Below are 25,444 nucleotides of genomic sequence, written 5' to 3' on the forward strand. Positions count from 1 at the left end.
CCTGGCCGCCCGGCTGTCGCGCCGGGAGGGCGGGGTTCCACGGGCCCGAAGATTGTCCTTTCCTGGTCGTAGGGGCGGATTTGTGCAGGTCAGGTCGGTGTCGGGAGCGCCTGCAGCCGGGTGATCGCGGTCACGAGCTGCTCGCTCCAGGGCCAGCGCGCGGCCAGACGCAGCCGTAGTCGGCGGCCGCCACGGACCAGTCGAGCGGCGACCGCGAACAAGCGCAGCCGCAGGCGTTTGGGTTCGTAGCAGCGAGCGGAACTGCCGTGCAGGGCGAGCATCTGCATCCACGCCAGTAACTCGCAGGCAAGCGCAACGATCTCGCACCAGATCTGGTTCTGGGCGAAGTCGTGCAGCGGCAGGTTGGCCAGGCCGGTGTCCTTCGCGCAGCGGATGCGGTCCTCGCAACGCGCCCGGCGGCGGTGGCGTAACTCCAGGTCGGCGAGCTGACCGCGCCGTGTGTTGGTGACGAAGCAGGTGAAGCGGTGCCCGTCGATGTCGGTGAAGCGTAGCTGCGCGCCCGGGTGCGGGCGCTCCTTGCGGACGATCAGGCGCATCCCCTTCGGCCAGCCTTCCCACCTGACCATGCCGGTCAGCTCGGCGACCCAGGCACCCGGCCGTACCTGGCCCTCGGCGTCGTAGGCGGGCGTCCACGCCTGCTCGGGCAGGGCCAGAATCGCCGTCTGCACCTCCTCGGTGAGGGTGAACCCGATCGAGTAGGCGAGCTGCCGTCCTGGCTTGGTGAGCCAGGTGAGGAACTCTCGGGTGCCGCCGCCGGAGTCAGTGCGGATCAGCACCTGGCGGCGGCGGTGTTTGGGGAACTGGGCCAAGGCCAGGCGGGTGGCTTCGATGTGATCGGCGGCGGTGTTGGACCCGGCGTTACCGGGCCGCAGCAGCAGGGCCAGCGGCTCGCCGGCAGCACCCGCGCCGTGGTCGGCGAAGACCGTCATCGGGTGGAACCCGAAGGTCTTCTTCCAGGTCGGCGCGGCCTGCTCCTTGCCGGAGTGGGCGATGACGATGGTCGCGTCGATGTCGATGGGAATCAGTTCCCCGTCCGCGCCCGGCGCGTGGTTGTCCGCCAGCGTCCAGGCCCGCTGTCGCGCGGTGGCTCGGGCGATGCGGATCGCCTTCAATGCGCGAACGGAGTCGGCGGCCAGCCGATCGATCAGCCGGGACACGGTCGGGTCGGAGGCGATCGGGCCGAACAGCTCGCTCTGGGCGCGGAGCATCGCGATGTCGGCTAGGCAGTCCCCGCCCAGCGCCAGCGTGAGGGCCAGGTCGGTGATGACCTTGCCGGGATCGTGGACGGCCCGTGGTGGCCGCCATCGCTCCATCTGGGCTGATAGGGCTTTGTTCAGGCCGGTGATCCGCAGTGTCTCCAGCAGGAGCAGCCCACCGGCTTGGGAGACGAGTCCCGTTCCATCGGCGGAGACCACGATCTTGCGTTGGGAAGCGATAGTCTGCACGTGAAAAGTGCCTTCTGAATTGGTGCGGACAGGACTCTCGACAAGCCCGATCCTCCCAGTTCAGAGGCGCTTTTCTCATGTAAACGATCAACCTCGGAGAAATTCACCGCGAAAGCCCGAGGTTAAGCACCCTCGCACCGCATCATCAATTCAAGGTTTCCGAGCGACGCCTAACCGCCGATCTCCCACCACTCCTCATCGGAGACCAGCGGCAGACCCAGCACGGTAAGCGCGGCGTCCACCCCCGTGCGGGTCAGCCGTCCATCAGCCCTGACCAGCCCCTGCGGACGCCGACTCTCACGCACCGCCACCTCGGCGACAGCCTCCTGTAGGCACACGAGCGTCTGACACATGTCCCGCAGGTCCGCGGTCGTCAGTTCCGGTACTTCATCACCGTCTGGCACCGCATCCAACAGTTCCCCAGGCTCATTAGGCGCCAAGATGATCGAACTCACTACTCTTCACGGCCTTGACGAAGATCTCCCACGCGTGTCGACTGGTCGTCACGAAACTTGGGCGCTGCACGACCTCGGTGTGCGACAGGTCGCCGATCGCGATCGTGACCTCGTCACCCTCCTGCTGCGGGACGAACTGGTCCGCCTTGACAGAGGCGAGGAAGCGACTCCACCGCGCCGGGCTCACCCGTACCGCCGCCTGTTCCTCGTCATCTGGGTCGCGGACGTAGACCACCCCTGCGCGCGCCTGGTACTCCGCTTCCAGCCCACTGCGCACCCCCACGCCCAACAGCGTGTTCCTCTGCTCACCCATCCCGCGCTTCCTCCATCCGCAACGAAGAGACCAACCCCCAGCCGTCGCCGGGGTCGCACATCATGATCGCGATCGGGTGGTGACCGTCCCCACGCGCATGTCCAGCTTGAAGTCCTCATCGGCGACGACGTCCGCCAAGTCCAGGGTCTCGGGGGCGTCGAGGGTCAGCAATGGAGCCATCGAATCACTCTCCTCACAGTCGGGTGGGTTTGGTGGTGCACCTGGCCCGCGCAGGCCGCGTGGCGCTTAGCCCAGCGCGGGCCAGGAGATCGTGACCAGGCCGTGGGTCTTGGGGAAGACCGCGGTGCCCTGGGGAAGGTGGGTGTGGTCGCTGCCGGTCGGCCAGAAGGCGAAGGTGGGGGCCGGGCCGCTGCGCGCCTGCCGATCCCAGGCCTGGATCTGCTCGACCATGGCGATCGCGGCCTCGGTGCCGTGCACCCCGTAGGCACGTGCTCCGAACTCCACGCCCTCGCCCTCCAGCGCGGGGCGTATCGCCAGATAGGCGAAGGAGTCACCACGCACGACGCCGAAGGGGAACCACGTGCCGCGCTCGTTCGCCAGATCGGTTCCCTCGTCCACGGCGAGCTTGCAGAACCCCGGTAGGAAGCCGGCGAACCACAGGTGCAGGTCGGCGAACGACACCCGGTTCTTGATCGTGACACCGGACCACAGTTCGGTTCTCTTGGTCGCCAGCACCCCGTCCAGCAGGTTCGGATCCTCCGGCGCCCTGTCGTCGAACCGCAGCTTGACCGTACGGCCTTGGGCGTCGGGGAGCAGGAAGATCCGCTCGGGGTGCTCGCCTTCGCCTTGCATCGCGACGAATCCGCACACCTCGGCGGAGGTGCTCACCAGGTGGTCTGCCTCCCGGCGGAAGGCGATCGAGCGGGTGATGCCGTTCATCCGCAACGGCACGACCAGGGTCCCGTTGTCGGCCAGTTGCTCCAGCCAGGCCGGTGGAATGTCCCATGCGCCGACAGTCACGATGACCGCGTCGAACGGCCCGGCCTCGGGCACCCCCTGCTCGGCGTCGCCCTGCACGACCGTGACGGCGTCGCCGTACCCGGTCGCCTCCAGCAGAGCGCGGGCCCGCTCGGTCACCTCCGGGTCGATGTCCATGCTGATCACACGGCCGGTCGTACCGACGACTTCGGCCAGCAGCGCGGCGTTGTAGCCGCCGGATCCTATTTCGAGCACGCTCTGGCCAGGGCCGAGCCTCGCCTGCTCGATCATCCGGGCCTGAATGAACGGCGCACTGACCGACGAGATGATCACACCGTGCTCGTCGGTCTTGGTCGCCACCGAGTCATCGGCGTTATAGGCCACTTCCAGCGGCGTGCCCGGAGGTACGAACTCATGCCGCGGCACCGTGCGGAAGGCTCGCTCCACAACCTCAGAGGTGATCATGCCCTCGGCGCGAAGCTTGTCCGCCAGGGCGTTGCGGATCTCCACCGCCCGGTCGGAATCTTCGGACATGTCAACCGTCTTGGTCATGCGGCACTCCCTGTCTGTTATCTGCTGGATTTTGTTGAACTGATGGATTCCGGTCTGCTTTTCGCCCCGCTGCCGGTTATGTCCGGCAACGGGAGAGGACCGATGTCGCGGTGGAACTCTGCACGGCTCAGCCCTCTCTGCTTTCAAGCGGTTTCGTAGGTGGACGACTCCAGAGAACCGCAACCGAAGCGGGGAGAGTATGGGATCGAGGCTTGTGGAGTGGTCAAAGTGATCAAAGATCGCCATCGGTTACGTTCGGCGCTTAGACAGGGAAATAGCCTCTGGCCATTCCCCCAGAGACCGCCGATGCTGGCGACTACGGTGACCTGCACGAAGCGATGACCGACCCAGCCGCGGAGCATGTCGGGCAAATTGGACCAGAGTGGCTAAAATCGCTTGGCTAGCGGAGGCGCATCATGGCACGCGAACGCAATGAACAGCTCGCCACGCTCCTACAGGAGGCCGGCTGGTCACGGGCGCAGGCCGCAAGCGCGTTCAACCGCATCGCCCAAGAGAACAACCTGCACGATTACGCACATATCGGCCGTTCCCATGTCAGTATGTGGGTCAGTGGGACAAAACCGTCCGGCGCGGCCCCCATAATCTTGTCACAGGCGCTGTCCCGTCGCCTGAGGCGTGTCATCACACCAGAGGAGCTCGGGTTCACAACCCACGCCCCGGCAGAGGAGGCGCTGGAGTGGCACACCGACCCATTGACCACGCTGACCGACCTGGGGAGAACGGACGTGGACGCGGACCGTAGAAGCCTGCTGAGCGGCGCGGTGTACTCAGTTGCCGCCCTGGCACTCCCCGACCAAAGCTGGTGGGAGAGCATGGCGGAGCAGCAGCCTGTGCCGGCCAAGCCTCAACGTATCGGACGCGGTGATGTGGCGGCTGTCCAGCAACTCACCGCAGCCTTCTCCCGGATCGACCAGCAGCGCGGAGGCGGCCACGGCAGGAAGGCTCTGGTGCAGTACCTGCAATCGGACGTCGCCGCCTTCCTACGGGGAACGTTTCCGAACGAGCAGGTCCGGCGCGACATGTTCTCCGCCGCCGCCGAACTGGCTTACCTGTCGGGATGGATGGGGTTCGACAACGGCGAGCACCCCCTAGCGCAGCGGTACTTCATCCTGGCCGTGAAGCTGGCCGCGCGCGCCGGAAACCCTCCGTTGACCGGCCACATCCTGCGCGCCATGGCGCACCAGGCCATCGACCTCGGATTCTTCGCCCAGGGCCTCGCGCTGTCCACCGCCTCGATACAGGGTCAGCGCTACGCCTCGGCGACCCCCCGCGAGCGGGCGCTGCTCGGCGTCGTCCACGCCCGCGCCCTGGCCGCCAACGGCGACAAGCAGTCCGCGTCCAAGGCCCTACTCACGGCCGAAGACGATCTCGCATCGGCCAGTGAAGGCATCGAGGAGCCTCAGCGAACGTTCTTCTTCGGCGAAGCCTCCCTCGCCCACGAGACCGCCTGCACGTTGCGGGACTGCGGCGACCATCAGGGCGCCATCCGTCAGTTCAGGCGCAGCGTACGGACCCGGGGAGAGGCCTTCCGGCGCACACACGTGGTGACGCTCGGATACCTGGGCGCCACACAGATCACGAACGGCGGCGTGGAAGAGGCGTGCGCCACCTGGAGCACCGCTCTTGACATGCTGGAGGAGGGGATCTCTTCCGGACGGGCTCGGCAAGCGGCTCTCGACATGCGCACCCTGCTCTCGCCCTACCGGCGCCGCAAGATCCCGGCCATCACCGAGCTGGATGCCCGAGCCGCCGCCTACCTGGCTCGCATACATTGATCACCTGAACGACGAAGGGATGAGGACGACCATGGCTCAATCTTTGACGATCAAGCCCATCGGCATCGTGGTCGGCGGACGCATCGACCCCACCGACGATCTCTGGAGCGGCACGGCGATCATCCGTCTGAACCCCGACTTCCCTCCCGAGGTCGTCCAAGGCCTTGAGGTGTTCTCCCACCTGTTGGTCGTCTGGCACTTCCACAAGGCCTCCCCCGACGACGTCGCCCTGCACGCGCGCAGCCCCCGCAACAACCCCAGGTGGCCGACCACCGGCACCTTCGTCCACCGCAACCACCGCCGCCCGAACCAACTCGCCCAGTCCTTCCCCAGACTGTTGAAGGTCGACGGCCTGGACCTCCACGTGACCGACCTGGACGCCATCGACGGCAGCCCCGTCTACGACCTCGCGCCGTACTTCAAAGAGATGGGCCCCCGCGGCGAAATACGCCAACCCGACTGGCCCGGCGAGATGCTCAAGAACTACTGGGCCGACCCGCAAACCTAAACTGAAGGTCGGCCGACCATGGCCATCAGCAGATTGACCGTGCAGCCGAAGCTCTCCGCTCTGTCGTCGGACTGCCCTCGGGTGCACCGATTTGGGGCGTCCGCAGCCCCCGACAACCGCGGCTCAGACCAGCTGATCCGAAAGCTCGGTGTGATCGAGGAAGGCAGTATCTGCAACCCCTTCCTCGTACCGGCGCAGCTCACACGAGTAGGTCGTGGTCCTTGGCCCCCAGAGCTTCGAGAAGGCTGAGGATCGTGAAGTATCCCGGCTCGACTACAGCCGCCGTCTCGATCTTCCTCAGAGTCGACAGCGCGATTTCTGCGCTGGCAGCCAGTTGCTGCTGCGTATAGCCCCTCTGCATGCGGAGCTCTCTCAGGCGCTGTCCCAGACGTACCGCTTGCGCGGCATATCTGCTTTCAGCTCGCTTTCTTCGCCCCGGACCCACCAGACCACCGATCGGAGTGATAAATTAATAGCGCTTAAACTTTACACCACTGATAGCGTGGAACGGGCTATCCGGCACACTGAGGGCCAAAGGGGCTAGGTCATGGCTAGGCGAACGACAATCGAGTGGACCGAGGTCACGTGGAATCCCACGACTGGCTGTGATCAGATCTCTACCGGCTGCGACAACTGTTACGCGCTCGCGTTGGCCAAACGACTCAAGGCCATGGGTGCGGAGAAGTACCAGAAGGACGGCGATCCCCGAACGTCAGGCCCCGGGTTCGGCATAACCCTGCATCCGTCGGCTCTGCACCAGCCGTACTCATGGCGAACACCTCAGATAGTCTTCGTCAACTCGATGAGTGACTTGTTCCACGCCCGGGTTCCACTCGACTTCGTACGTCAGGTCTTCAAGGTCATCTCGGAGACACCCCAGCACACTTATCAGGTACTCACTAAGCGCTCCGCCCGCCTGAGAAAAGTCGCACATTTGCTCGAGTGGCCGGACAATTTGTGGATGGGCGTCTCGGTAGAGGACCGCGATGCGTTGTATCGGGCTGAGGACCTACGGGCAGTACCTGCTCGCACTAGATTCTTGTCCTGCGAGCCGCTGCTAGGCCCCTTGTCCGACCTTAAGCTGACGGGCTTGGATTGGGTCATAGTCGGCGGTGAAAGCGGGCCGGCGCATCGTCCCGTCTCGCCCGACTGGGTGCGGGAGATCCGCGATCTATGCCAGGAAAGCCAAGTACCGTTCTTCTTTAAGCAGTGGGGAGGTCGTACGCCCAAGGCAGGCGGCCGGCTACTTGACGGACGCACATGGGATGAGCTTCCCTCCTCCGCGAGACCTTTCGGTTCTGCGAAATCCCACATTGTGACCGCTACAGGGCAAGCGGCTCGGTAGGAAAGCCGCAACAGTGGGTAGGAAGTGATGCATGCCTACCCCCCAAACCCCGCTGTGGGACTGTGACCCCCATACGAAAGCCAAGCACGAACTTTTGCGCCGCTACCTTGAAGCATGGTTCCCCATCCTGCTTCAAGGCCCCCATGCGCGCGACGGGATCACCTACGCAGAAGGTTTCGCTGGACCAGGGATCTACAAGGGGGGCGAACCGGGATCCCCGGTCGTCGCACTCCAGGTCTTCCTTCGCCAGCGACGCTTCCTCGATGCGGGCAAGCGGCTTAATGTCATCCTGGTGGAAGAGGATGCCACTCGCTTGCAGCTACTCCGCAGCCAAGTCGAAGGCGCCGCCGCTCAGCATGGGAGCACCCCTCCCACGATGAACGTTAATTTCCACCAGGGTCGCTGTGCGGACGCTTTGGTCCCCGCCCTTCATGCTGCTGACGCGATGGCTGGGCCAACTTTCGCTTTCTTAGATAGCTGGGGTGGACCTGACATCCCGCTTGACATTGCGCGGGCTATCGCTAAGGCTCCCTCCAGTGAAGTCCTCGTGACATTCGGCACGCGCTTTTTGATGCAGTTTGGTAACGCCGAAGCCCATCAGGCGAAAGGCGATAGGGCCTTCGGCGGAACCTCCTGGCGCAAGGTCCGTGAACTACCTTCCCGGGAGAAGAAGAGCTTCCTCGTAAGCGCCTACCGCGACTCGCTCAATGCTGCAGGTTTCCCCTATGTCATCTCCTTTGAGATGCTCGACGAAGGTGGTCACGACCTTCACCTGGTCTTCGGGACCACCAGCCACAAGGGTCTGGAGAAGATGAAGGATGCAATGTGGAAGGTGGATCCCATACGTGGGGTGACCTTCCGCGATCCTAGAGACCCCGACCAGCTTCAATTCGAGTTCAGCTTCGACCCAGACACACGCCCATTGCAGCGGGCAATCCTTGATGAGCTGGCCAAGGGTGAACGGACACTAGAACAGCTCAAGGAATTCGCACTCCTGGAGACTGTATACCGCCCACCGCACGTCACGCCTGTCGTCAAGTACCTATTAGAACGCGGGATCGTCGTGCGCCATCCAACCCGTGGCCAGTTGAGCGGAGATAAGATAATTCGACTTGCTCCCGAAGAGCCAGCACGGATGGATACCCTCTTTTAAATCCATGCGCGAAACACACAAAGGTGGCACCTGGCAAGTGTAGAACGAGGGCTCACCCAACGAAGTCCGCTCACTTTCGAGCAGCCTGACCGCCAAGCGTCGCAACCGCTTATTCCTTTGGGAGCGGATGATTCCGCAAAGCACAGTCTGCAGCGGGAACTAAATATTGTCATCCCTCCATGCCTAGAATTCCGCTTCGAGTGCGGCTTCATCCAGAGGTCCTCCAGCTTTCTGCTGATGACAACGGGCCCCTCTACATGCCGCCGGAGTTGGCCGCCGAACGGCTCATGCAGCATCCTGCGGTGTCAAGCGCACACGGGCGCCTGTGCCGGTCGTGGCTGACCGTCATTGCGGAGCGGCGCGCGGCGTGACGGACTACAGCTGACCGGGGATCACTTGGCGGGGCGCAATGGACCGACTTCGGGCCGCATGAGTGACCGGAAGTGTCCGACGAGTCTGCGCACCACATCGGGATCGCGGAGGACCACGCCGATTTCGAGGTTGTGGGCGAGCGCCCGGTCGGTTAGGTTCGCGCTGCCGAGAAGAGCCATGTCGTCGTCCGCGGCGACGACCTTCGCATGCAGCGCGGGAACCGAGCCCCCGGCCATCGGCCTGTCCGTCCAGGTCCAAAATTCGGCCAGCGGCCGGAGCTCCTCGAAAGCCTCGGTGGCCGCGGCACCGCCACGCAACGCGCCGCCCTCCTCAGCATTGCCTTCCAGGACCAGGTCGATCTGGACACCCCGTCTGGCCGCTCTGACCAGTTCGCCCACTACCTCGGCGACGCCGAATGCGGCGAAGCTCACCACGAGCAACGACGTACGGCTGGCGCGGATCACCTCGATGATGACTGAGCTGGTAAGCCGGACCGGCACCTCATCGCTGTGCGGTCCACTGACCACGATGTCGGTTCTGCTGTGGTGTGCCTCATCATGAATTCGGGACGCGGTCTCAAGCGCCAGCGCCACCGCCGCACCCGACGGCGGCGGATCGGCCTCTGACCAGGTGGCGAGGAGCCGGGCCGCCCGGGCGTCCATACCAATCCCGGTTCTGGCCCGGGCGAGCAGCCCTCGCAGCGCGGGATGCGGTGTGGGGTGAGCCCGCAGGACCCGCGCCCATGCCCGCACGTGCGCAGATGGAAGCTCCCGAGCGAGCGCCGCGATGACGGCGGGCAGGTCGCTCATGACCGCGACGGACCACGCACGGCGCTGAACCCCCTGCCCACGGCGTTGAAGGCACTGCCCCGGTCGCGTGGCGCGCCTCCCACGCCAAATGTGTCACTCACCATGGCGGATGGGTCACCGCTCATGGTGCAGCCAAGAAGCCGATGCCTAAGTCTCTGACGGTGTCGACGAGGAGCGCCCGGTCCAGGTAATGGTTTCCCCTTTCGCATGAGGTCTCGGATGCGAACAGGCAGGCGTGGCAGGCCGAGCCGTACAGGTGGCCGTGTTCGCGCGGGTCGCGCTCGGCGCAGAGCGGGTCGGAGCTGCACAGCCGCGCGGCGTCCAGCGCCTGCTCGATGAGCGTGCCGAGGCGGTCCCGCCGGCCCAAGGTCACCAGGCCGCCCAGCGTGCCCTCGCTGTCCGGGGCAGCGGTGTAGAGCAGCACTCCGGCCATGGGCTGGGCGTCGGTCCCGGCGTAGATCCGCTCGCCGATGCCGGCGGCGCTGTAGCCGCTCTCCAAGGCGAACTCCCGGATGAGCGCGTGGGCGAAGGTGTGTAGCAGCAGGTAGCGGGCGCCCGGCCAGTAGCCCGGTTCGAGCCGGCGCTGGGCCCGCCACCGGTCGTGTCCAGCGCGGAGCTGCTCGCACCGCCGCCGGACGTCGTTGCGCTGTTCCCAGTCGGCCAGCTCGTCCTCTCGGAAACGCAGGAAGATGCCCTCGCCGCGCATCTCCGCGCACGGCACCCAGGTGGGCCGGGCGATGGAGATCGGAGCGAAGCCGCCGTCGCCTGCGTCCTCGCCCCATTCGGGGGCGTCGATACGGGTGAAGCCGTACAGGGCCGACACCTTGCGCAGCCGAGTGACTAGGACGACCTCCTCCAGCCACCGCTCGGTGCTGGCGGGCGGGCGTTCCTTCTCGATCGTGAAGTCGGGCAGCCTGACCGGCTGGGGGGCGGTGAAGGCGTTCCACTCGGGGGTCATTAGGTCCGACTCGTCGCCCTGGTCGTCGTCGCCGGAGCTTTCGGCACGCCGCCGGATCGCCTTCCAGACCTCATCGATCCCGTACTGTTCCAGCTCGCCCCAGCAGGCCAGGTTGGTCATGATCGCCTTACCTTGTTCCTCGGGGAGAGCGGCGACCATCTCCAGCGTCTTCCACAGCTCGGCGACTCGCTGGTCGACCTCGGCGTCGGCCTGCGGCAGGGTGAAGGCCGATAGCTGCATCCCGAACCAGCTGTTGGTGGCGCCAAGACCGAGTGTCCGGGTTTCCTCGCCGCAGCTGGCGAACTGGGCGGAGCGCAGGTGCGGGTGGCGTCCTCGGCAGCGTGGGAGGTTCGGGGTCATCTTCTCGCCGATCGCCTGGGCCATCGACCGGGGCTTGACACCGCAGGAGCACCTGACCCATAGGCTCGCCGCGTCACCTGTGGTGCCCTGCTCGTCGAGGGTGAGGGTGTGCCCGCTGTACTCGGGGACGGATCCGTGGTGGGCGAAGAACATCCAGGGGAAATCGTCGAGGTGCCCCTGGGCGCAGGCGAGGACGAACCGGGCCGGTACCGCGGTGGGCCGCCCGCCTCCCCTGCCGCGGCAGCCGTGCACGTAGCGGATGCGATCCGGGGAGAACGGGTGCGTGACGAGCTCGAACACGCCGGTCTCCACCGGGGCCAGCAGACCGCACTTGGTGTTAGTGCAGCGCAGCCAGCGCGGGAACAAGGTGACGGGCACGCCCACGCGGGTCCACTCGTCGAAGGGATCGGCCGTTTCGGGCGTGTAGGGCGGGGTGAGCAGCTTCTCCACCGGCGCCCGCAGCTTCGCGCGGACCGCTGCGAGCAGCCGCGCCTCCGGGACCTCCCGGCTCCCGTTCCGGTCCCACTCGTCCAGCCCACAGACCATTACCGAGAGGTTGGGCATGTCGGCGACCGCGCCCACCCCGTAGGTGTGCAGGAGCTGGTTGGGACGGAGCTCGCCGACCCGCAGGATCGATCCGGTCATGAAGCGTTCCCTCCGGCGGTGAACGGCGGTTCCTGGGTGATGGCAAGAGGGTCGTCGTCGAGCTGGAGCAGCAGGCGCACTCCCGGCTCGACGTCCCGAAGCGAGGTCGGGCACGTCATCGGCTGCCAGCGTCCCATGTCGGGACTGCGCAGCAGTTCCCCGGCGTCCGCGGGCGTGCCGGGCGTGCGCTTGTTGTAGCCCAGTCGGCGGCCCGGCACCCGGCGCTCGGTGTGCCAGTGGTCGAGCCGGGCGTCCAGGTGGCGTTCGACCTCGACGCCCACCCGGTTGTCGCCGGTGACCTCCCGGGCCCGCCGCTTGAGGAAGCGCACCACGTGGTCGGCCAGCTCGCCGGCCCGGTCGAACTGCCCTGCCCCCATGTTGCCGTTGTAGGCGAACTCCAGGTTCCGCACGAGGGCGACCAGCACCCCGGTCAGTCCGCGGTCGACCGCCCGGTCGGCGAACGGCGTCACCGACAGCGCCTCCACATGCCGGTAGGCGGTGGCGTGGAAGTGCTCGAACGTCTCGTAGTGCGACAGGTCGCGTGGCCGGGCCCAGTTGTAGACCGTGAACACCAGGCCCGGCGCGGCACGCCCGACCCGGCTGGTCGCCTGGATGTACTCGGCGGCGGACTTCGGCTGGTTGGAGACGACCATCACGCCGAGGCGGGACACGTCGACCCCGACGGCGATCATGTTGGTGGCGAGCAGGATGTCGATCGGCCGGCGCTGGCTCGCCTCCTGATCGTCGGTGAACGCCTGGTCCAGGTGATCGAGCACGGCCGGGATGTCCGCGGACGAGAGCCGCGAGGTCAGCTCCTTGACGACGGGGTCCCAGCGGCGGGCGAACCCGCGGCCCTCGGCCCGGGACAGGCGGGTGGAGACGTCGTCCTCCACCATGCGGCGCATCGCCCCCAGATCGCGCAGGCTGTTGAAGTAACCGACCAGGGTCATGTAGGGGTCGGTGACGCGGCTGCGGCCGTACCTCTCGTGCAGAGTCTGAGCTGCGCCGAGCACGGCGACATACACCCGGATCAGCACCGACCTGTTGCGGACGCCATGCGCGCAGATGCCCACATAGCGGCGGCCGGACCGGTGCCCCCGCTCTGCCGGATCCACCGGACGCTGCCGGGAGAAGAAGTTGTCGCCGATATCCAGCCCCGGGGGCGGGAAGATCTCCGTCCGCCGGTCGAAGAGCGCGCCGATCTGCTGCTGCGCCCGCCGCACGGTCGCGGTCGAGGCGATGACCTTCGGCCTGACCCGCCTGCCGCCCGGCAACTCCCAGGTAGCGAGCCGGTCCACGGCCGTCTCGTACAGGCCCGCCAGGGATCCCAGCGGGCCGGAGATCAGATGCAGCTCATCCTGGATGACCAGGTCCGGCGGCCGGACCCGCGACACGCCGACGATCTTCGCGGGCGGCAGCATCCCCTTGGCGGGATGCCGGGCGGACGGCGACGAAAGCTCCCAGTCATTGCCCCGGGTGTCCTCGGTCACGTATCCGTGCCGCTCGCACCGCTGCCGGACCCGGCCGAACAGCGCCTGGGTCTCACCGCGCCACGGCATCTGGGCGAACTTGTCCACCGTCGCGATGACGAGGCTGGGCAGCAGCCGGTAGATCTCCTCGTCGACGAGGACGATCGGGATGCCCTCGGGATCGTTGATGTCGTTGAAGTCGCAGTAGAGGTTGTTGCAGAAGAACTGGGTGCGGCGTCGGGTCGGGTCGACCGTGATGTTGATGCCCGGGTCCAGCATCTCACCGCACCACGGGCAGCCGGTGAGCTGGTGCGGCGAGCCGACAGCGCGGACGAACCCGCGCTTGCCCGCCTTGCGGAGTTCCTTGAGCCACTCGGCCGCGTCGTCGGTCTTGTTCGGCGTCACCCGCGCACCGACCCAGAGACCGATCCGGAACGGCATCGTGCCCCATGTCGCCTCGTCCTGGCGGCGCAGCCGCTCGCAGGCGCAGATCAGAGCGGTGGCGCGCTGGAACTGCTGGATCGTGAGCAGCCGGAGCGTGTAGCGCATGAGCACCGCCACGCCCGCCGACGCGTCGTAGCCGCCAAGCCCTGAGCCGAGCCGCCGGATCGCCAGCGTGAACGCGGTCAGACCGAGATAGGCCTCGGTCTTGCCGCCACCGGTGGGGAACCAGAGCAGGTCGGCCAGGGCCTCGCCGTCGCGCTCGTCGGCGCGGCGTTCAGCGTGCCGGGGATCGGCCAGCGCGGGCAGGTTCAGCAGGATGAACGCCAGCTGGAACGGGCGCCAGCTGTGATTGTCCGGCTTCTCGACCCGCCGCAGCGCCTCCTCCAGCGGCACCACGGGCGTCTTGCGCCGTACGGCCGCCGCCAGCGTGTGCACCCGCTGCAGGTACATCGCATCGTTGGCGAAGCGGAAGGCCCGCAATGCGTTCTCGTCGCGCGTGCCCGCGTCTCCGGTGAGCAGTTCGATCCCGGCCTCGATCCGGTCCGCCGCCCTGCGCGCCACGGCCAACGTCTCGCGCGGCGTCCTCCCGTACGGCGCGAGCCGCTCACCCTTGTCGGCCAGGCGCTTCTCCTGGCGGGCGATCCACGCCCGGTACCCGGTGACCAGCGGCATCAGCCCGGTGCGGAGCGCGTCCACCGGCAGGTCGCGCAGGACCTTCATGTCCAGCACCAGGTCAGCCAGCTCCGGCAGATCCGGGTCGCTCTTCGGATTGGGAACGTCGGTGAACGGGATCTCGTAGGACGGCACGGCCCGCGTCTCGACCCGGACAGCCCGCAGCGGATCATCCGGCGACCGCTCGGCCGTCACGCCCGCCCCGTGGCCGACCGCGAACTCCGGCTGGAACCGGTAGGCCATGGCCAGCCGCCGCTGCTCGGCACGGTCGATCTCGTCGCCGCCGCTGAAGGTGTCGGGCCGGGCCAGGAAGACCGGCCCGCCGTGCGGGGCGGCGACGGCGATACGCGCCTGGAACAGCCAGGCCGCCGCCTCCAGCGTCTGCGGCTTAGGCGTGGCGTTGACCAGGAAGATCGAGACCAGCCAGTGGCCGTTGTGGCGGCGTGCCCGGCCGCGCACCACCACGTGCTCGTCGGAGTCCATGCGCTCCGGCTTCAGCCGGCCCTCGCGGAGCGCCAGCCGTACGCTGCCAGAGTCGGCCGCCCGACGCCACACCCGCCCGCTGCCGCCGCCCGCCGTCTCCCCGGCATCGTAGGCTGCCTCGACTCGCTTGTAACGCGCCCAGTGACCGGTGACCACCAGCTCGGTCATCCCCCCGTCCACCACGACGGTGCAGCCCAGGGCCGAGGGCATCAGGCTGGCGGTGGTCAGGGCGGACGGCTCGGCCTCATCCTCCCCCACGTCGGCAGCGCCGCCATCCGCAGCGTCGTCCATCAGATCGGGCTCGACCACCTCACCGTCCGGCGCGAGCCTGCCCAGGATGTACCGGTCGGTCGGCCGCTCCTTGAACTCCTCCCCCTCGTCACCGAAAGGACCGTGGAGATCCCGGACGACCATCTCCTCCAGCTCGCGCCGGATCCTGGCCTCTCTGGGCCGTTCAAGCACCGTCTCACCGCTCACGTCGGCAACTGTAGGGGTGGAGTCCGCCATTCCGCAGCGTCGTGCTTATCCCATCGTCGGTTGGTGGAAGCAGAACAATCGCCGCGACCGAGCGGACGTCCGTGAGATACGCCCCGCTGTTCTCCCTGTTCACCGAGGTCTCTGCGGACATCTATACCCCGATCGCCAACAAGATCCAGGTAGCCGTCCAGATCGAGACGTAGGCCCCTGCTTGGAGGAGCAGACGCTCGAGCAAGGAATGCCATATCGTGCGCGCGGCCCAATATCTGGATGAAACAGACAATCGTCGAAGAGTGGCCGTTCTGTGTGGATATATATCCGCACAGAACGGCTTCGAGTTCAAAAATTCCACCAGATCAGAAGATATTGTGTTCGTGAGCACTTGCCCGTACGATAGATCCACCAGTCCACCAGATGGATCTATTCAGACGGGAGGCGATGTTGGCGGAGGAGCCCAACACCTATCTTGACCAGGATGTCTTAAACGCGCTCCATGCGCTGGCGAAGCCCTGGGTCGAGACCACACCGAACGCTGTTCTGCGGCGGCTGCTCGTTGAGGGCACCCTGGGCAGGGCGTCCGAGACCGACAGTACGCCCGAGACCGGCAGCATGACCGGGATCGACGAAGGGCTGGAGAACGAGCGAGAAGGGGTGCTCAAGCACCTGATCGCCAAGGGACTGCTCCGGGCAGGGGAGCGCCTTGAGTGGCGCAGGCCTCGTCTCGGTCATGTCCACTTCGCAACGGTGCTTCCCGGCGGATGCCTCCGTCTCGACAACGGCCAGATCTACGAGAAGCCCTCGCCCGCGTGCAAGGCGATCTCGGGCCAGGAGACCGACGGCTGGTCCGCGTGGCACCGAATCTCCGACGGGAGAAGTCTCAAAACGCTCCGCGAGAACTTGCTCAAGTAGGCCCGCTCGAAGCTGATTCCCTGCATCTCACCATGTGCGCCGCGGCGATCTCGGCGCATGTTCCTATCGGCACGGGCGTATGCCGCGCCCTCTGTGCACGCCGATTCCGTACGTCATCTGTTCAACATCGGGAGACCTGATGAGCCCTCTCACGATCAGCGACAGCATCCCCCTGTTCATGGACGGCAGCCCGCTTACCGGATTCCTCCACTACCGGCGGCATGATCCTTACGTCGTGCGCCTCGACGTCCCCGGCTTCATGGACCGGATCAATGTGCTTCGTGATTCCCTCTGCACGGGGCAGAACAGACCGGTCGATGATGAGTACATCCAGATACAGCCGTACATCGAAGATCTCGACTGGATCAGGATCACCCTGCGGAACGTCGGTCCTGAGCCGCTCGTTCTCTGGGCCGAGCGCAAGTCGCTGGGAAGTTCCCTCGCTCGTACCTACGAGATGGTTCCGCGGGGGTTTGAGCTGCTCTGGGACGGCTTCCCCTGCCTGGAGTGAGCTCTCCCACCACCGACCAGGGACGATGACCAGCAGCTTGTCGAGGAATCAGTACGCCGGATCCTGAGCGCCGTCGAACACATGCTTGCCTCTCCTCTCCGAACGGAGCCTACGATCGGGGCGCCCATGAGCGGGGAGGCGGCATGCGCATCATCAGTTGAACCGTGCGAACCACACCTGATGGCAGCTTGTCATAGGTCGGCGTGTTCAGCAGGAGCGGATGGCCGCCGGCATCGAGCTTCCTATCCCAGGTCCGGCTGACTACCTGGCAGTGGTCCCGCATCTCGAACAATGCGATCTTGCAGACCTGACCGTCGGCCAGTGGGGTGAACCAGAGCAGGTGGTCTCCTGGCACCAGGCGGTCTCGCCCGTTGACGGCTCCATCCGGCACCCTGCGGTCCGGCCGAGACAAGGAACGGCAGGCCCACAGCGACGGTGACCTGCTGGAGTTGATAGGCACCCGGGATGCTGAGGCGGTCGCCGGACTCAGCCCCGGTGATCCGGACGCAAGAAGTCGATCGACTCGGCCCTGCTCGACGTGGGGTCCGGGAGCGCTAGGACGACGAAGAGGTCACCGGCCGACGCGGTCAGGGCGATCCGGTCTCCGCTCCTGACGTAATGCGGCTCGTCCGCGTCCCACGCGTCGATGCCGGCGGCCTCCAGCAGCGCCTCCCTGACCGTGTCGATCGCCACGTCCAGGGAGACCTTGAAGAGCTCCCGATCCGGAGTGACCCGGAAGGGCTCCAGAAACTCATGAGCGCACTTCTCGACCTCGTGTGGACGGGACGTCGGGGCGCTGAACTCGACATCGAATGGGAGCGGGACATCCGTGCTGTGGAACTGCCTCGCATGCCCCTCGGTGAAGGTCGATGGTCATCCCGACCTTGACGATCCCCGGCATCGCCTCGTTGCTCAGAACATAGACGAATCCGACTGTGTGCTTGGACAAGCCGCCTCCTGGTGGCTCGGTTACGAACGGCCCCAGGGTGCCAGGGAGGACCGATAAGCCGCACAGCAAGCCGATCAGAGACCCGCTTAGATTTTAGAAAAGGGCCCCGTCCGGAGGGAAGAGGCCGTCGTCGAGAACGGCGACGGGCTCCTCTTCCTTCGTTGGATCGGGCGCCACGGTACGGCCCTCCGTCGGCACTGCGGGTGAGACGGGGGATACCGTACGGCCGGCGGTCGTCTTCTTCCGGGTGGTCTTCTTCGGCTTGCGGACGCCCGTCTGCGGCTCCTCCCTGTGGCGGTAGTGGTTGAGCGCCAGCAACTTGTCAAGGATGTCGAGGCGGGCCTGCGGGCCGACCGTCCAGCGGACACCCTGGCCATGGTCGTGGAAGCCGTGGTCCAGAACGACCTCGGACCAGGCGGGCAGTGACGCCTTCGCCTTGCCGGCCTCGTAGTCGCGGATGTCGGGCTCCCGCTCCTCGTCTAGCGCGTACGCCTCCAGGGCCGCCTCGTCGATCTCGACATGCAGTTCCCTGATCCGCTGGATCAGCGGGTCCGTCTCGGCCGGGTCGTGTACCAGGTTGTAGAGCTTGGTCAGCCCGAGATCCCGCTTCAGCATGAGCTCGCTCCGGACCTCGTGCAGCTCCGCCCCGGCCCGGTCCATCCGGTCGGTCCGCCTGGGCTGCGGGAAGGTGTCGTAGACATCTGATGGCGAGTAGTTGAGGTCGGCTTTCATAGTAGATGAGTACTTCCAGGCCCACTGGTTATGGAAGGCGCTGGAGAACAGAGCAAGGTCTGCGCAAGCATCGGTGGCGAACACCGCGAGCTTGTGAGCGAAGACCTGTTGTGCAGGAACTAACGCTGGCATCACCAAGCGACTCACCAGTGTGATGACGAGCACCCGGTCAAGACCCGCGATGGCCTCGTACAGGTTCGGTGCCCGCTCTGCGTACTGCCACCAGCGTTCCCGACGGGCTTGACGTTTGTTGTTCTCCCGCCCTGGTTTGACATCACGTTCCACGATGGCGAACGGTGCGGGGTATTCCCGCGCCCGCTCCATCGACCAGTCTCGGAAATTAATCACCCACCGGCGGCCCGAGCAATCCGGCCGGGAGTTGAGATCCTCCCCGACGAGGTAAGGGGAGAGCACCTTCTTGTTATGCGGGTCTGCCTCAATCAGAGCGGCGGCTTCCTCTGGGGACATAGTGAAACCAAGACCAAGGATGTTCGACCCCTGGAAAGACTGGCCCGCGTTGGCCGCCAGGCGGTACGGGTGCCCCTCCATACGACCCTCAGGATCCAGGGACGAGGTGATCGACGGCACCTCCTGCCCATCTCGAAGGCGCGGTTCCCGCTCCCCCGGGTGCCCGGCCCAGACCAGTGAGACCTCCAGCGAGGCCGTCCCCGGCCACGGTTGTGACTTGACAGTCCGGTAAACCCTCCAGCCCCGCTCATACGCCTGGTCCAAGCCCACCTCGCGGGTGTCTCCCTGGGAGATCGTGTTGGTGGCGATGACCCCCACCCGCCCAGAGGGGGCCACCTCCAGGTCGCGCAGGAGGAAGTACGCGCATAGGTCGGCGCTGCCGCGCCTGCCCTCGGCGACGTACGTGACGAGGAACTCCCGGACGTCCTCTCCGATGGAGCCGGTGAGCCGCTGTCCACCGATGAACGGCGGGTTGCCGACTACTGCGCTGAAGCCGCCGTGTCGCATCACCTCGGGGAACTCCAGCGGCCAGTGGAAGGGCCGGATCGGCTCTAGTCTGCGCCCGCCGCCGGTGAGCATGGGCTCAACCAGCCCCCGGATCCGCTTCTCCGCCTCCTCGGCCTCGATCGCGGCCCGATGCAGCTCGCCGTCCTCCACCGACCAGGGATCTGCCACCAGTTCGGCGAGGCGGGTGCCGTACGACTCCTCGGAGGGGTCGCCGGCCAACGCGATGGCCCGGGCGAGTGGGAGGAGGACCTTCTCCACGTCCTCAGCGAGGTCGAAGAGAAGCCTGCCGTACTCGTCGGCGTTCTCCTGCTCCTCCCAGTGCGGGCGGCGGTTCTGCTTCTTGGCGTCGGCGGCGGCAAGCGCGGCGGCCACGACCGCGTCGGCGGCGAAACGGAGCCGCTCGGTGAGGGCCTCCACGGTGGTGAGTTTGGCCTCCAGCTCGCGGCCGTGGGCCGCGTCACGGACCGGTTCCTGCTCGATCAAGACGCGAAGCCGCTCGGCCTCGGCGAGGATCGTCTCCACCGTCTCACCCAAGGTGTTGGAGAGCCGGGAGTTCTGGAAATCCCCCGCCGTCGGGTCGAGGTGGAAGGCCTGAAGCTGACGGTCGTCCACCACACCGATCAGGGAGTCGCCGCAGCGCAGGGCGTGGTCGAGGAACGAGAACGGCTTGTCCTTGGCCAGCGTCACCAGCCAGAGCGAGAGCTTGGCCAGCTCGACGGCCTGCTCGTCGCGATCCACGCCGTAGATGCAGCTCGCAGCCACCCGGCGGCGGGCCTCCAGCAGCAGGCCGTCGCGGTCGTAGTCGGGGCCGACGGCGTCCAGGATCTCCCCCGGGACGCCGTTACGCTCCCAGTCGTCGACGATGCGGTCCGCGATGTAGCGGCAGGCGGAGACAAGGAAGGCGCCTGAGCCCATCGCCGGGTCGAGCACCTTCAGCTTCAACAACTCGTCCCAGCGCTTGGCCCGCCACACACCCGGTTCGGCGCCCTCAGCGGGGCCGGGCGAGAAGCAGAGCGGGGCCAAGGTGTGCTCGACGACCTCCTCGGCGAGCCTGCGCGGCGTGTAGTGGGTGCCCGTGGCGCGCCGGTCGCCGACCTGGGTGATGACCAGCGAGCCGGCGGGAAAGACGGTGGGCCAGCCGCGCAGGTCCTGGCGGAGCAGGCCGAGGAACGGCAGCACCCGCTCGGTCAGTGCGTCGTCGTTCTCGCAGGCGGTGCGCAGGCGCTCCCGGTCGGTGGGCTTCGGCTCGACGGCCAGGGCCTTGGTCACCCGGTTTGCCGTCGTCTCGCAGGTGCGCACCAGCCAGGCGGCGAAGTCGGGCTCCTCGCGGCGGGCGCGCTCCAGCTCGGCCAGCGGCAGCTCCGGCTCGGCCTTGCCGAACAACCCGACGTACGGCTCGGCCACGCGCAGGCAGGAGAACTCCAGCAGGCCCTCATAGACGTGGCCGATCTGCTCGACGTTGAGGCCCTTGTAGCTGAGCCGTTCCGGGGCGCCGCTCTCCCCGACCAGGAGCAGCAGCGCCCGGAGGATCTTCTGGACGACCCGGTCGGTGACCTTCATCCCGGCGAGCCAGGGGAACCGCTCCGGGTCGAAGAGCGTGCCGCCGTACGGCGGGATGCGCAGGTCGTCATGCTCGCATCCGCCGTACACGGCGCCGAAGAGGGCGATCAGCCGGGGCCAGGCGGCCTGGCGGCGGTCGACGATGACGTCGCCGTACCTGCTCTCCGCCTCCTCCAGCTCGTCGAAGAGCCCGCCGACCGAGTAGGAGGACGCGTACAGCTCGGCGTCGACGGGCAGCAGGCGCTGGTCCTCGGCGTAGAGCAGGAAGACCAGGCGCATCATCACTGTCAGCGCGCCCTGGTAGACCCTGCGCTCGGGCACGTACGCGAGCAGTTCTCCACCCGACTCCCGGTCGAGCCGGGACAGCTCGCCGACGAGCAGTTCAACGGCGCGCAGCACCTGCCGGCCGAGGGTGGTGGTGACCTCGGCCTGGGCGGCGGCGCTGCGGGCGAAGAGCGCGGCGAGGCTGTCGGTCGGCGTGCCGTCCGCTCCCACCGAGGGCTTGAGCACGCGGGTCGCGGCGAGCAGCGTGGCGAAGGCGCGCAGCAGGTCGCGCTCCTCCAGCCACAGGTCGGCGTCGAAGACCGCGACGGTAGAGGCTTCCTGGACGCGGGCGTGCACTAGGATCCAGAGCTGCCCGTTGGTGAGCAGGGCCAGCGGCACCCCGCGGCGGCGGCACAGGTCGGCGGCCTCCTCGACCGCGGAGCGGTGATCCTTCGTCGCCTTGGTGAGGGGCTCGCGCCAGCCGCGCCGGTAGACGTGAAGCCGCTCGGCCCGGCCGCCCGCGCCGTCCGGGCCGAAGGCGACCGCGTCGGGCCGGACCCGCGTGTCTCCGGGGCCGTACGCGCGGACTCCGTCGGGGAGGTTCGGGCCTTCGGCGAGCAGCGGGCCGGTCAGGCCGAGTAACTCGCCGAGGACGAAGCCCTGCCAGGCGGAGTTCAGCTCGCCGGGGGCGGCCTGCACCTCATCCCAGGCCTGGACGAGGCGTTCCAGCTTCGTGTCCGGGACGGTCGCCAGTCCCTGCGGGAGCGCCTCGGCGAGCACCTTGACGGAGATGAACGGGCCGTCCGGCCTCAGTAGGCTGATCCAGTCGGCGTGCTGGCGGGCGACCGACGGGGTCGTGGTTCTGCGGCGCGGCGGCATCAGGCACCTCGGTGGGCGAGCGCGGCGGGCACGAGGAAGGTGACCGCCCCGGGGAACCAGCGGACGGTCGGGTTGGCGTAGCGGCGGGTGATCGCCTCGACCTCCTCGGCGAGCTGCCGGGGGATCGACTCGCGCCGCTCGATCAGGGCCTGGCGGTCCTTGGCGAGCTGGCTGCGCTCCTCGTCGGCCTCGAACAGGCTGGGCTGCCAGTAGCCGTCGTCGTCCAAGGCCGCGGTGATCGTACGGCGCAGCTCATCCAGGACCTCCGTCATGGCCGCGATGTCCGCCTGGCAGCGGGCCTCCAGGTCGGCGGCGTGCCGGTTGGTGCGCCGCCTCGCCCGATCGGCGAGGATGGATGCGATCTTCGGCTCCAGGTCGAGAGTCCGCCAGGTGCCGACGAGCCGGTCGAGCACGGGCGGAGGCGGCTGCTCGTCGGTGGCGGCCTCCAGCCAACCCTCCAGGGTCTCGGCGTTGACCCGGGTCAGCCGGCCCTCCTCCAGGGTGCCGCCGCCGACGATGACCTCCTCGTGCAGGCGGGTGCCCTCGTCGCCGGTGACGACGATGCGCATGTGCGCGACCACGGCGGGGACGGCCATCAGGTCGCCGGGCACGAGGCGGGCGGTGACCCGGTTCAGCTTCGCGCCGCTGGCACCCCTGGCCGACCACAGCTCGGCGCGGAGCAGGTGCAGGCACATCTGCACCAGACGGCTGCCGAGGTGCAGCAGGACCACATCGGTACGGCCGGCGGCGGCGTCCTGGTCGAAGGTGACGACGCGCTCGACGTGCGTGACCGGGTGGAGCAGTCCGTCGTTGCGTGCCGCCGCCCATGCTCGCTTGGACATCGGGGGCAGCCGGAAGCAGCGCGCGTTCAGTCCCTTGGGCGAGGCGGCGTCGATCAGGTCGAGGTCGTGGGCCAGCCGGAGCGCGGTGCGCACCACCCGTTCCAACGTCTCCGGCGACAGGTGCAGCCGCGTACGGCTGCCGCGCAGCGTCTCGGTCAGCCGGGCGAGGTCGGCGGCCAGCTCGCGGCGGATCCGCAGCTCGGCCGTGCCGCGCCGGCGCTTACCGATCTCGGTCTCCGCGGCTTGCCAGTCGGCGGCGCGGCCCAGCATCTTGCGCTCGACGTTGGCGGCGATCACGTCGCCGGCGCTGCCGAGGTCCTCCCGGATCTGGTCGACCTTCCTGACGGCGATGCTGAGGAACTGCAGCTCGTCTTCGAGGGAGCCCTCCGGCGCGTGCTGCCAGCCGTGCGGGACGAAGTGGAAGACATCCACCTGCGGCGCCGGCTGGCCGTGCCGGTCGATGCGGCCGTTGCGCTGTTCCAGCCGGTTAGGGTTCCAGGGGATCTCCCAGTGCAGCAGCCGGTGGCAGTTGTCCTGAAGGTTGATGCCCTCGCTGGCCGCGTCGGTGGCGAGCAGGATCCGCATCGGGTCGAGGTTCGGGGAATCGCGGAAGACCTTGCGGATGCGGTCGCGCTCGTCGTCGTCCATACCGCCGTAGAGGCAGGCGATCCGCTCGGCGGGGTAACCGGCGCCGATGAGCCGGTCACGCAACCAGCTCTGGGTGTCGCGATATTCGGTGAAGATGATGACCCGCTCGTCGTTCCACTCCCCGCCGGGGCGGACGATCGGGTCGAGCCAGTCGCGCATAGCATCGAACTTCGCGTCGGGCCGCAAGCGCGCGTCCTTCGCCCAGTCGCGCAGCTCCTCCAGCAGTTCCTTCTCCCGGGCGGTCAGCGGCGGCAGCAGGCGGCGGGCCGTCGTCAGGGCGGCCGACTCGGCCTCGCCGTACGCGGCGTCGTCCTCGGCGGTCTCCTCCAGCCGACTCACCAGCGGCCTGAGCACGCGCTCCCCGGTACTGGCGGGCAGCGGCATCTCGCCGTCCTCGCGCCGGAGCATGGTGGCCAGATGCTTGTCGATCGTGGTGGAGAAGGCGTGCGGGGATGAGAACAGCCGCTTTTTCAGCAGCATGGTGACGAAGTCGGCGACGTTGACATGGGGGCCGCCGGCCGGCCCTCTGCGGGAGGCGGCGTACTCCGCCAGCGCACGGTGCGCGCGGCGCTCGGGTTCGGAGTAGGAGACCTCAAGGTCGTGGATGACCCGGGTGGGGAAGCGCGGCGAGCCGTCCCACCTCGGCGGCAGCTCGCTCTTGAGCCGGCGGACCATCACCTGAGCGAGCTGCTCAGGGCGCGGCGGGACACCTCGGGCGAATCGCTGGTCGTCCAGCAGCTCCAGCAGGGCCGTCCAGGAGTTCTGGTAGCCGTTGTGCGGAGTGGCGGACAGGAACAGCCGGTGCTCGCAGTGGGGGGCGAGCTCGCGGACGACCTCGGTGCGCAGCGAGTCCACGGCGTACTTGCCCCGGGTCGCGGGCGCACAGGTGTGCACCTCGTCCACGACCAGCAGGTCGAAGGCCCGCGGATAACGCGGGACCGGCGGCAGCACGTCGCGCAGCAGCCGTCGAGGCCGGTCACGCTTGAGCCAATCGACACTCACGATCAGCCGCGGGAAGTGCGTCCACGGGTTGGCGTAGAGGCCGCGGGTCCGGCGCAGCTCCTTCAGCAGCGCGCTGTCGACGATCCGGAACTCCATGCCGAACTTGTCGCGCATCTCGTCGCGCCACTGCAGGGTCAGCCCCGCCGGGCAGACGATCAGCATCGTTCGGGCCCGATGGCGAAGCATGAGCTCCTGCATGACCAGCCCCGCCTCGATCGTCTTGCCCAGGCCGACGTCGTCGGCGATGAGGAGGTTGGTACGGGGCATCGACAGCGCCCGCACGACTGGGTCGAGCTGATACTCCTCGATCTGGACGCCGGAGCGGAAGGGCGCCTGCAGCACGGTCGTGTCCGCCGTGGCGATCGCGCCCCACCGCACGGCGTCGAGGAAGGCGTCGAGGTGGCCGGGCGGGTCGAAACCGCGCGCGGGATCCGGCAGTGCATGCCGCTCGTAGGCGGCGGCGCCCGGCTCCAGCTCCCACACAACACGGAGCCGCTCGTCACGGGCGTCGTCCTCAATGCTCACCAGGCTCACTACATGGGGTGCCTGAGCAGCGAGGTCGGCATCTCCAGAGCCAGCCACACTGCCCTGGCGGACGTCGGCCACCACCCACGGGCGGTTCCTGACGGTCACCACCTGGCCAACGGCAGGCAGCGCCGTCGTCTCAGCCACGACCTGCGTCATCGCCGCTCCCCACACGAGTCGCCACTTTTGGCTATCCTGCCTCATGGCATAGGCGGGCGATGACGTCCTACCATGATCTATTGGTATACGAGAGCACATCGAGATGCATCTCACCACCTCGGGCCGGCCCACGTACCAAACCGCCACAACGCGAGTAATGCTTTGGCCGCTTCCCACCAGGCGCGAGTGGCATAGCCGACGGAGAGGCTGGCAGGAGAAAGGCTCAGGTCCTAGGAGCAGGAGAAAGGCCTTAACACCAGGTCCTCGCCTGGA

General features: G+C 67.4%; 16 protein-coding genes and 1 pseudogene. 6 read left to right on the plus strand and 11 right to left on the minus strand.

Going from position 1 to position 25,444, the window contains the following annotated elements:
- Positions 1-89: 89 nt before the first annotated feature.
- The 4 genes from ACQP1K_RS27475 to fxlM form a co-directional block, all read right to left on the minus strand.
- On the minus strand, positions 90-1,466 hold the full coding sequence (locus ACQP1K_RS27475) for an IS1380 family transposase (RefSeq protein ID WP_433498579.1): 1,377 nt from the start codon (positions 1,464-1,466) through the stop codon (positions 90-92).
- Between the two features lie 170 nt (positions 1,467-1,636).
- Entirely contained in the window at positions 1,637-1,870 is a 234-nt protein-coding gene (locus tag ACQP1K_RS27480) for a hypothetical protein (protein ID WP_433498580.1), read from the minus strand.
- A gap of 25 nt (positions 1,871-1,895) precedes the next feature.
- Complete coding sequence (locus ACQP1K_RS27485) at positions 1,896-2,234, minus strand: DUF397 domain-containing protein (RefSeq protein WP_433498581.1); 339 nt, start codon at positions 2,232-2,234, stop codon at positions 1,896-1,898.
- Between the two features lie 246 nt (positions 2,235-2,480).
- The gene (fxlM, locus tag ACQP1K_RS27490; RefSeq protein ID WP_433498582.1) at positions 2,481-3,725 is read right to left on the minus strand and encodes a methyltransferase, FxLD system; all 1,245 of its coding nucleotides are present in this window, start codon (positions 3,723-3,725) and stop codon (positions 2,481-2,483) included.
- 416 nt (positions 3,726-4,141) lie between these two features.
- Here fxlM and ACQP1K_RS27495 point away from each other — a divergent pair, with 416 nt between their 5' ends.
- Both ACQP1K_RS27495 and ACQP1K_RS27500 read left to right on the plus strand, forming a co-directional pair.
- On the plus strand, positions 4,142-5,521 hold the full coding sequence (locus ACQP1K_RS27495) for a hypothetical protein (RefSeq protein WP_433498583.1): 1,380 nt from the start codon (positions 4,142-4,144) through the stop codon (positions 5,519-5,521).
- Positions 5,522-5,552: 31 nt separating this feature from the next.
- Entirely contained in the window at positions 5,553-6,029 is a 477-nt protein-coding gene (locus ACQP1K_RS27500) for an SAM-dependent methyltransferase (protein ID WP_433498584.1), read from the plus strand.
- Between the two features lie 199 nt (positions 6,030-6,228).
- Here the strand turns inward: ACQP1K_RS27500 and ACQP1K_RS27505 are convergent, their stop codons facing one another.
- The gene (locus ACQP1K_RS27505; protein ID WP_433498585.1) at positions 6,229-6,474 is read right to left on the minus strand and encodes a helix-turn-helix domain-containing protein; all 246 of its coding nucleotides are present in this window, start codon (positions 6,472-6,474) and stop codon (positions 6,229-6,231) included.
- A gap of 102 nt (positions 6,475-6,576) precedes the next feature.
- Here ACQP1K_RS27505 and ACQP1K_RS27510 point away from each other — a divergent pair, with 102 nt between their 5' ends.
- Both ACQP1K_RS27510 and ACQP1K_RS27515 read left to right on the plus strand, forming a co-directional pair.
- Entirely contained in the window at positions 6,577-7,374 is a 798-nt protein-coding gene (locus ACQP1K_RS27510) for a DUF5131 family protein (protein ID WP_433498586.1), read from the plus strand.
- A 31-nt stretch (positions 7,375-7,405) separates the two neighbouring features.
- The gene (locus ACQP1K_RS27515) at positions 7,406-8,527 is read left to right on the plus strand and encodes a three-Cys-motif partner protein TcmP (protein ID WP_433498587.1); all 1,122 of its coding nucleotides are present in this window, start codon (positions 7,406-7,408) and stop codon (positions 8,525-8,527) included.
- Positions 8,528-8,919: 392 nt separating this feature from the next.
- On the opposite strand, the gene drmC is transcribed toward ACQP1K_RS27515, so the two are convergent.
- From drmC to drmA, 3 genes are all read right to left on the minus strand, one after another.
- Positions 8,920-9,708: a DISARM system phospholipase D-like protein DrmC gene (gene drmC / locus ACQP1K_RS27520; RefSeq protein ID WP_433498588.1), complete on the minus strand. Its 789-nt coding sequence runs from the start codon at positions 9,706-9,708 to the stop codon at positions 8,920-8,922.
- 121 nt (positions 9,709-9,829) lie between these two features.
- Entirely contained in the window at positions 9,830-11,671 is a 1,842-nt protein-coding gene (drmB, locus tag ACQP1K_RS27525) for a DrmB family protein (RefSeq protein WP_433498589.1), read from the minus strand.
- A complete protein-coding gene (gene drmA / locus ACQP1K_RS27530; protein ID WP_433498590.1) occupies positions 11,668-15,216 on the minus strand; it encodes a DISARM system helicase DrmA in 3,549 nt (1,182 codons plus the stop codon). Before drmA ends, drmB begins: the two co-directional genes overlap by 4 nt.
- Positions 15,217-15,654: 438 nt before the next feature.
- Here drmA and ACQP1K_RS27535 point away from each other — a divergent pair, with 438 nt between their 5' ends.
- Together ACQP1K_RS27535 and ACQP1K_RS27540 are read left to right on the plus strand one after the other, a co-directional pair.
- Positions 15,655-16,125 carry a hypothetical protein gene (locus ACQP1K_RS27535; protein WP_433498591.1) on the plus strand — a complete coding sequence of 157 codons (471 nt, stop codon included), beginning with the start codon at positions 15,655-15,657 and terminating at the stop codon, positions 16,123-16,125.
- Between the two features lie 139 nt (positions 16,126-16,264).
- Entirely contained in the window at positions 16,265-16,636 is a 372-nt protein-coding gene (locus ACQP1K_RS27540; protein WP_433498592.1) for an SsgA family sporulation/cell division regulator, read from the plus strand.
- Positions 16,637-17,122: 486 nt separating this feature from the next.
- Here the strand turns inward: ACQP1K_RS27540 and ACQP1K_RS27545 are convergent.
- The 3 genes and pseudogenes from ACQP1K_RS27545 to drmD form a co-directional block, all read right to left on the minus strand.
- A pseudogene (locus ACQP1K_RS27545) lies at positions 17,123-17,467 on the minus strand (GIY-YIG nuclease family protein); the annotation flags it as partial.
- 211 nt (positions 17,468-17,678) lie between these two features.
- On the minus strand, positions 17,679-21,995 hold the full coding sequence (locus tag ACQP1K_RS27550; RefSeq protein ID WP_433498593.1) for an Eco57I restriction-modification methylase domain-containing protein: 4,317 nt from the start codon (positions 21,993-21,995) through the stop codon (positions 17,679-17,681).
- On the minus strand, positions 21,995-25,171 hold the full coding sequence (gene drmD, locus ACQP1K_RS27555) for a DISARM system SNF2-like helicase DrmD (RefSeq protein ID WP_433498594.1): 3,177 nt from the start codon (positions 25,169-25,171) through the stop codon (positions 21,995-21,997). The genes ACQP1K_RS27550 and drmD overlap by 1 nt, the downstream gene beginning before the upstream one ends.
- Positions 25,172-25,444: the final 273 nt, after the last annotated feature.

Origin of the sequence: Sphaerimonospora sp. CA-214678, assembly GCF_050942215.1 — a bacterium.
Lineage (GTDB): Bacteria > Actinomycetota > Actinomycetes > Streptosporangiales > Streptosporangiaceae > Sphaerimonospora.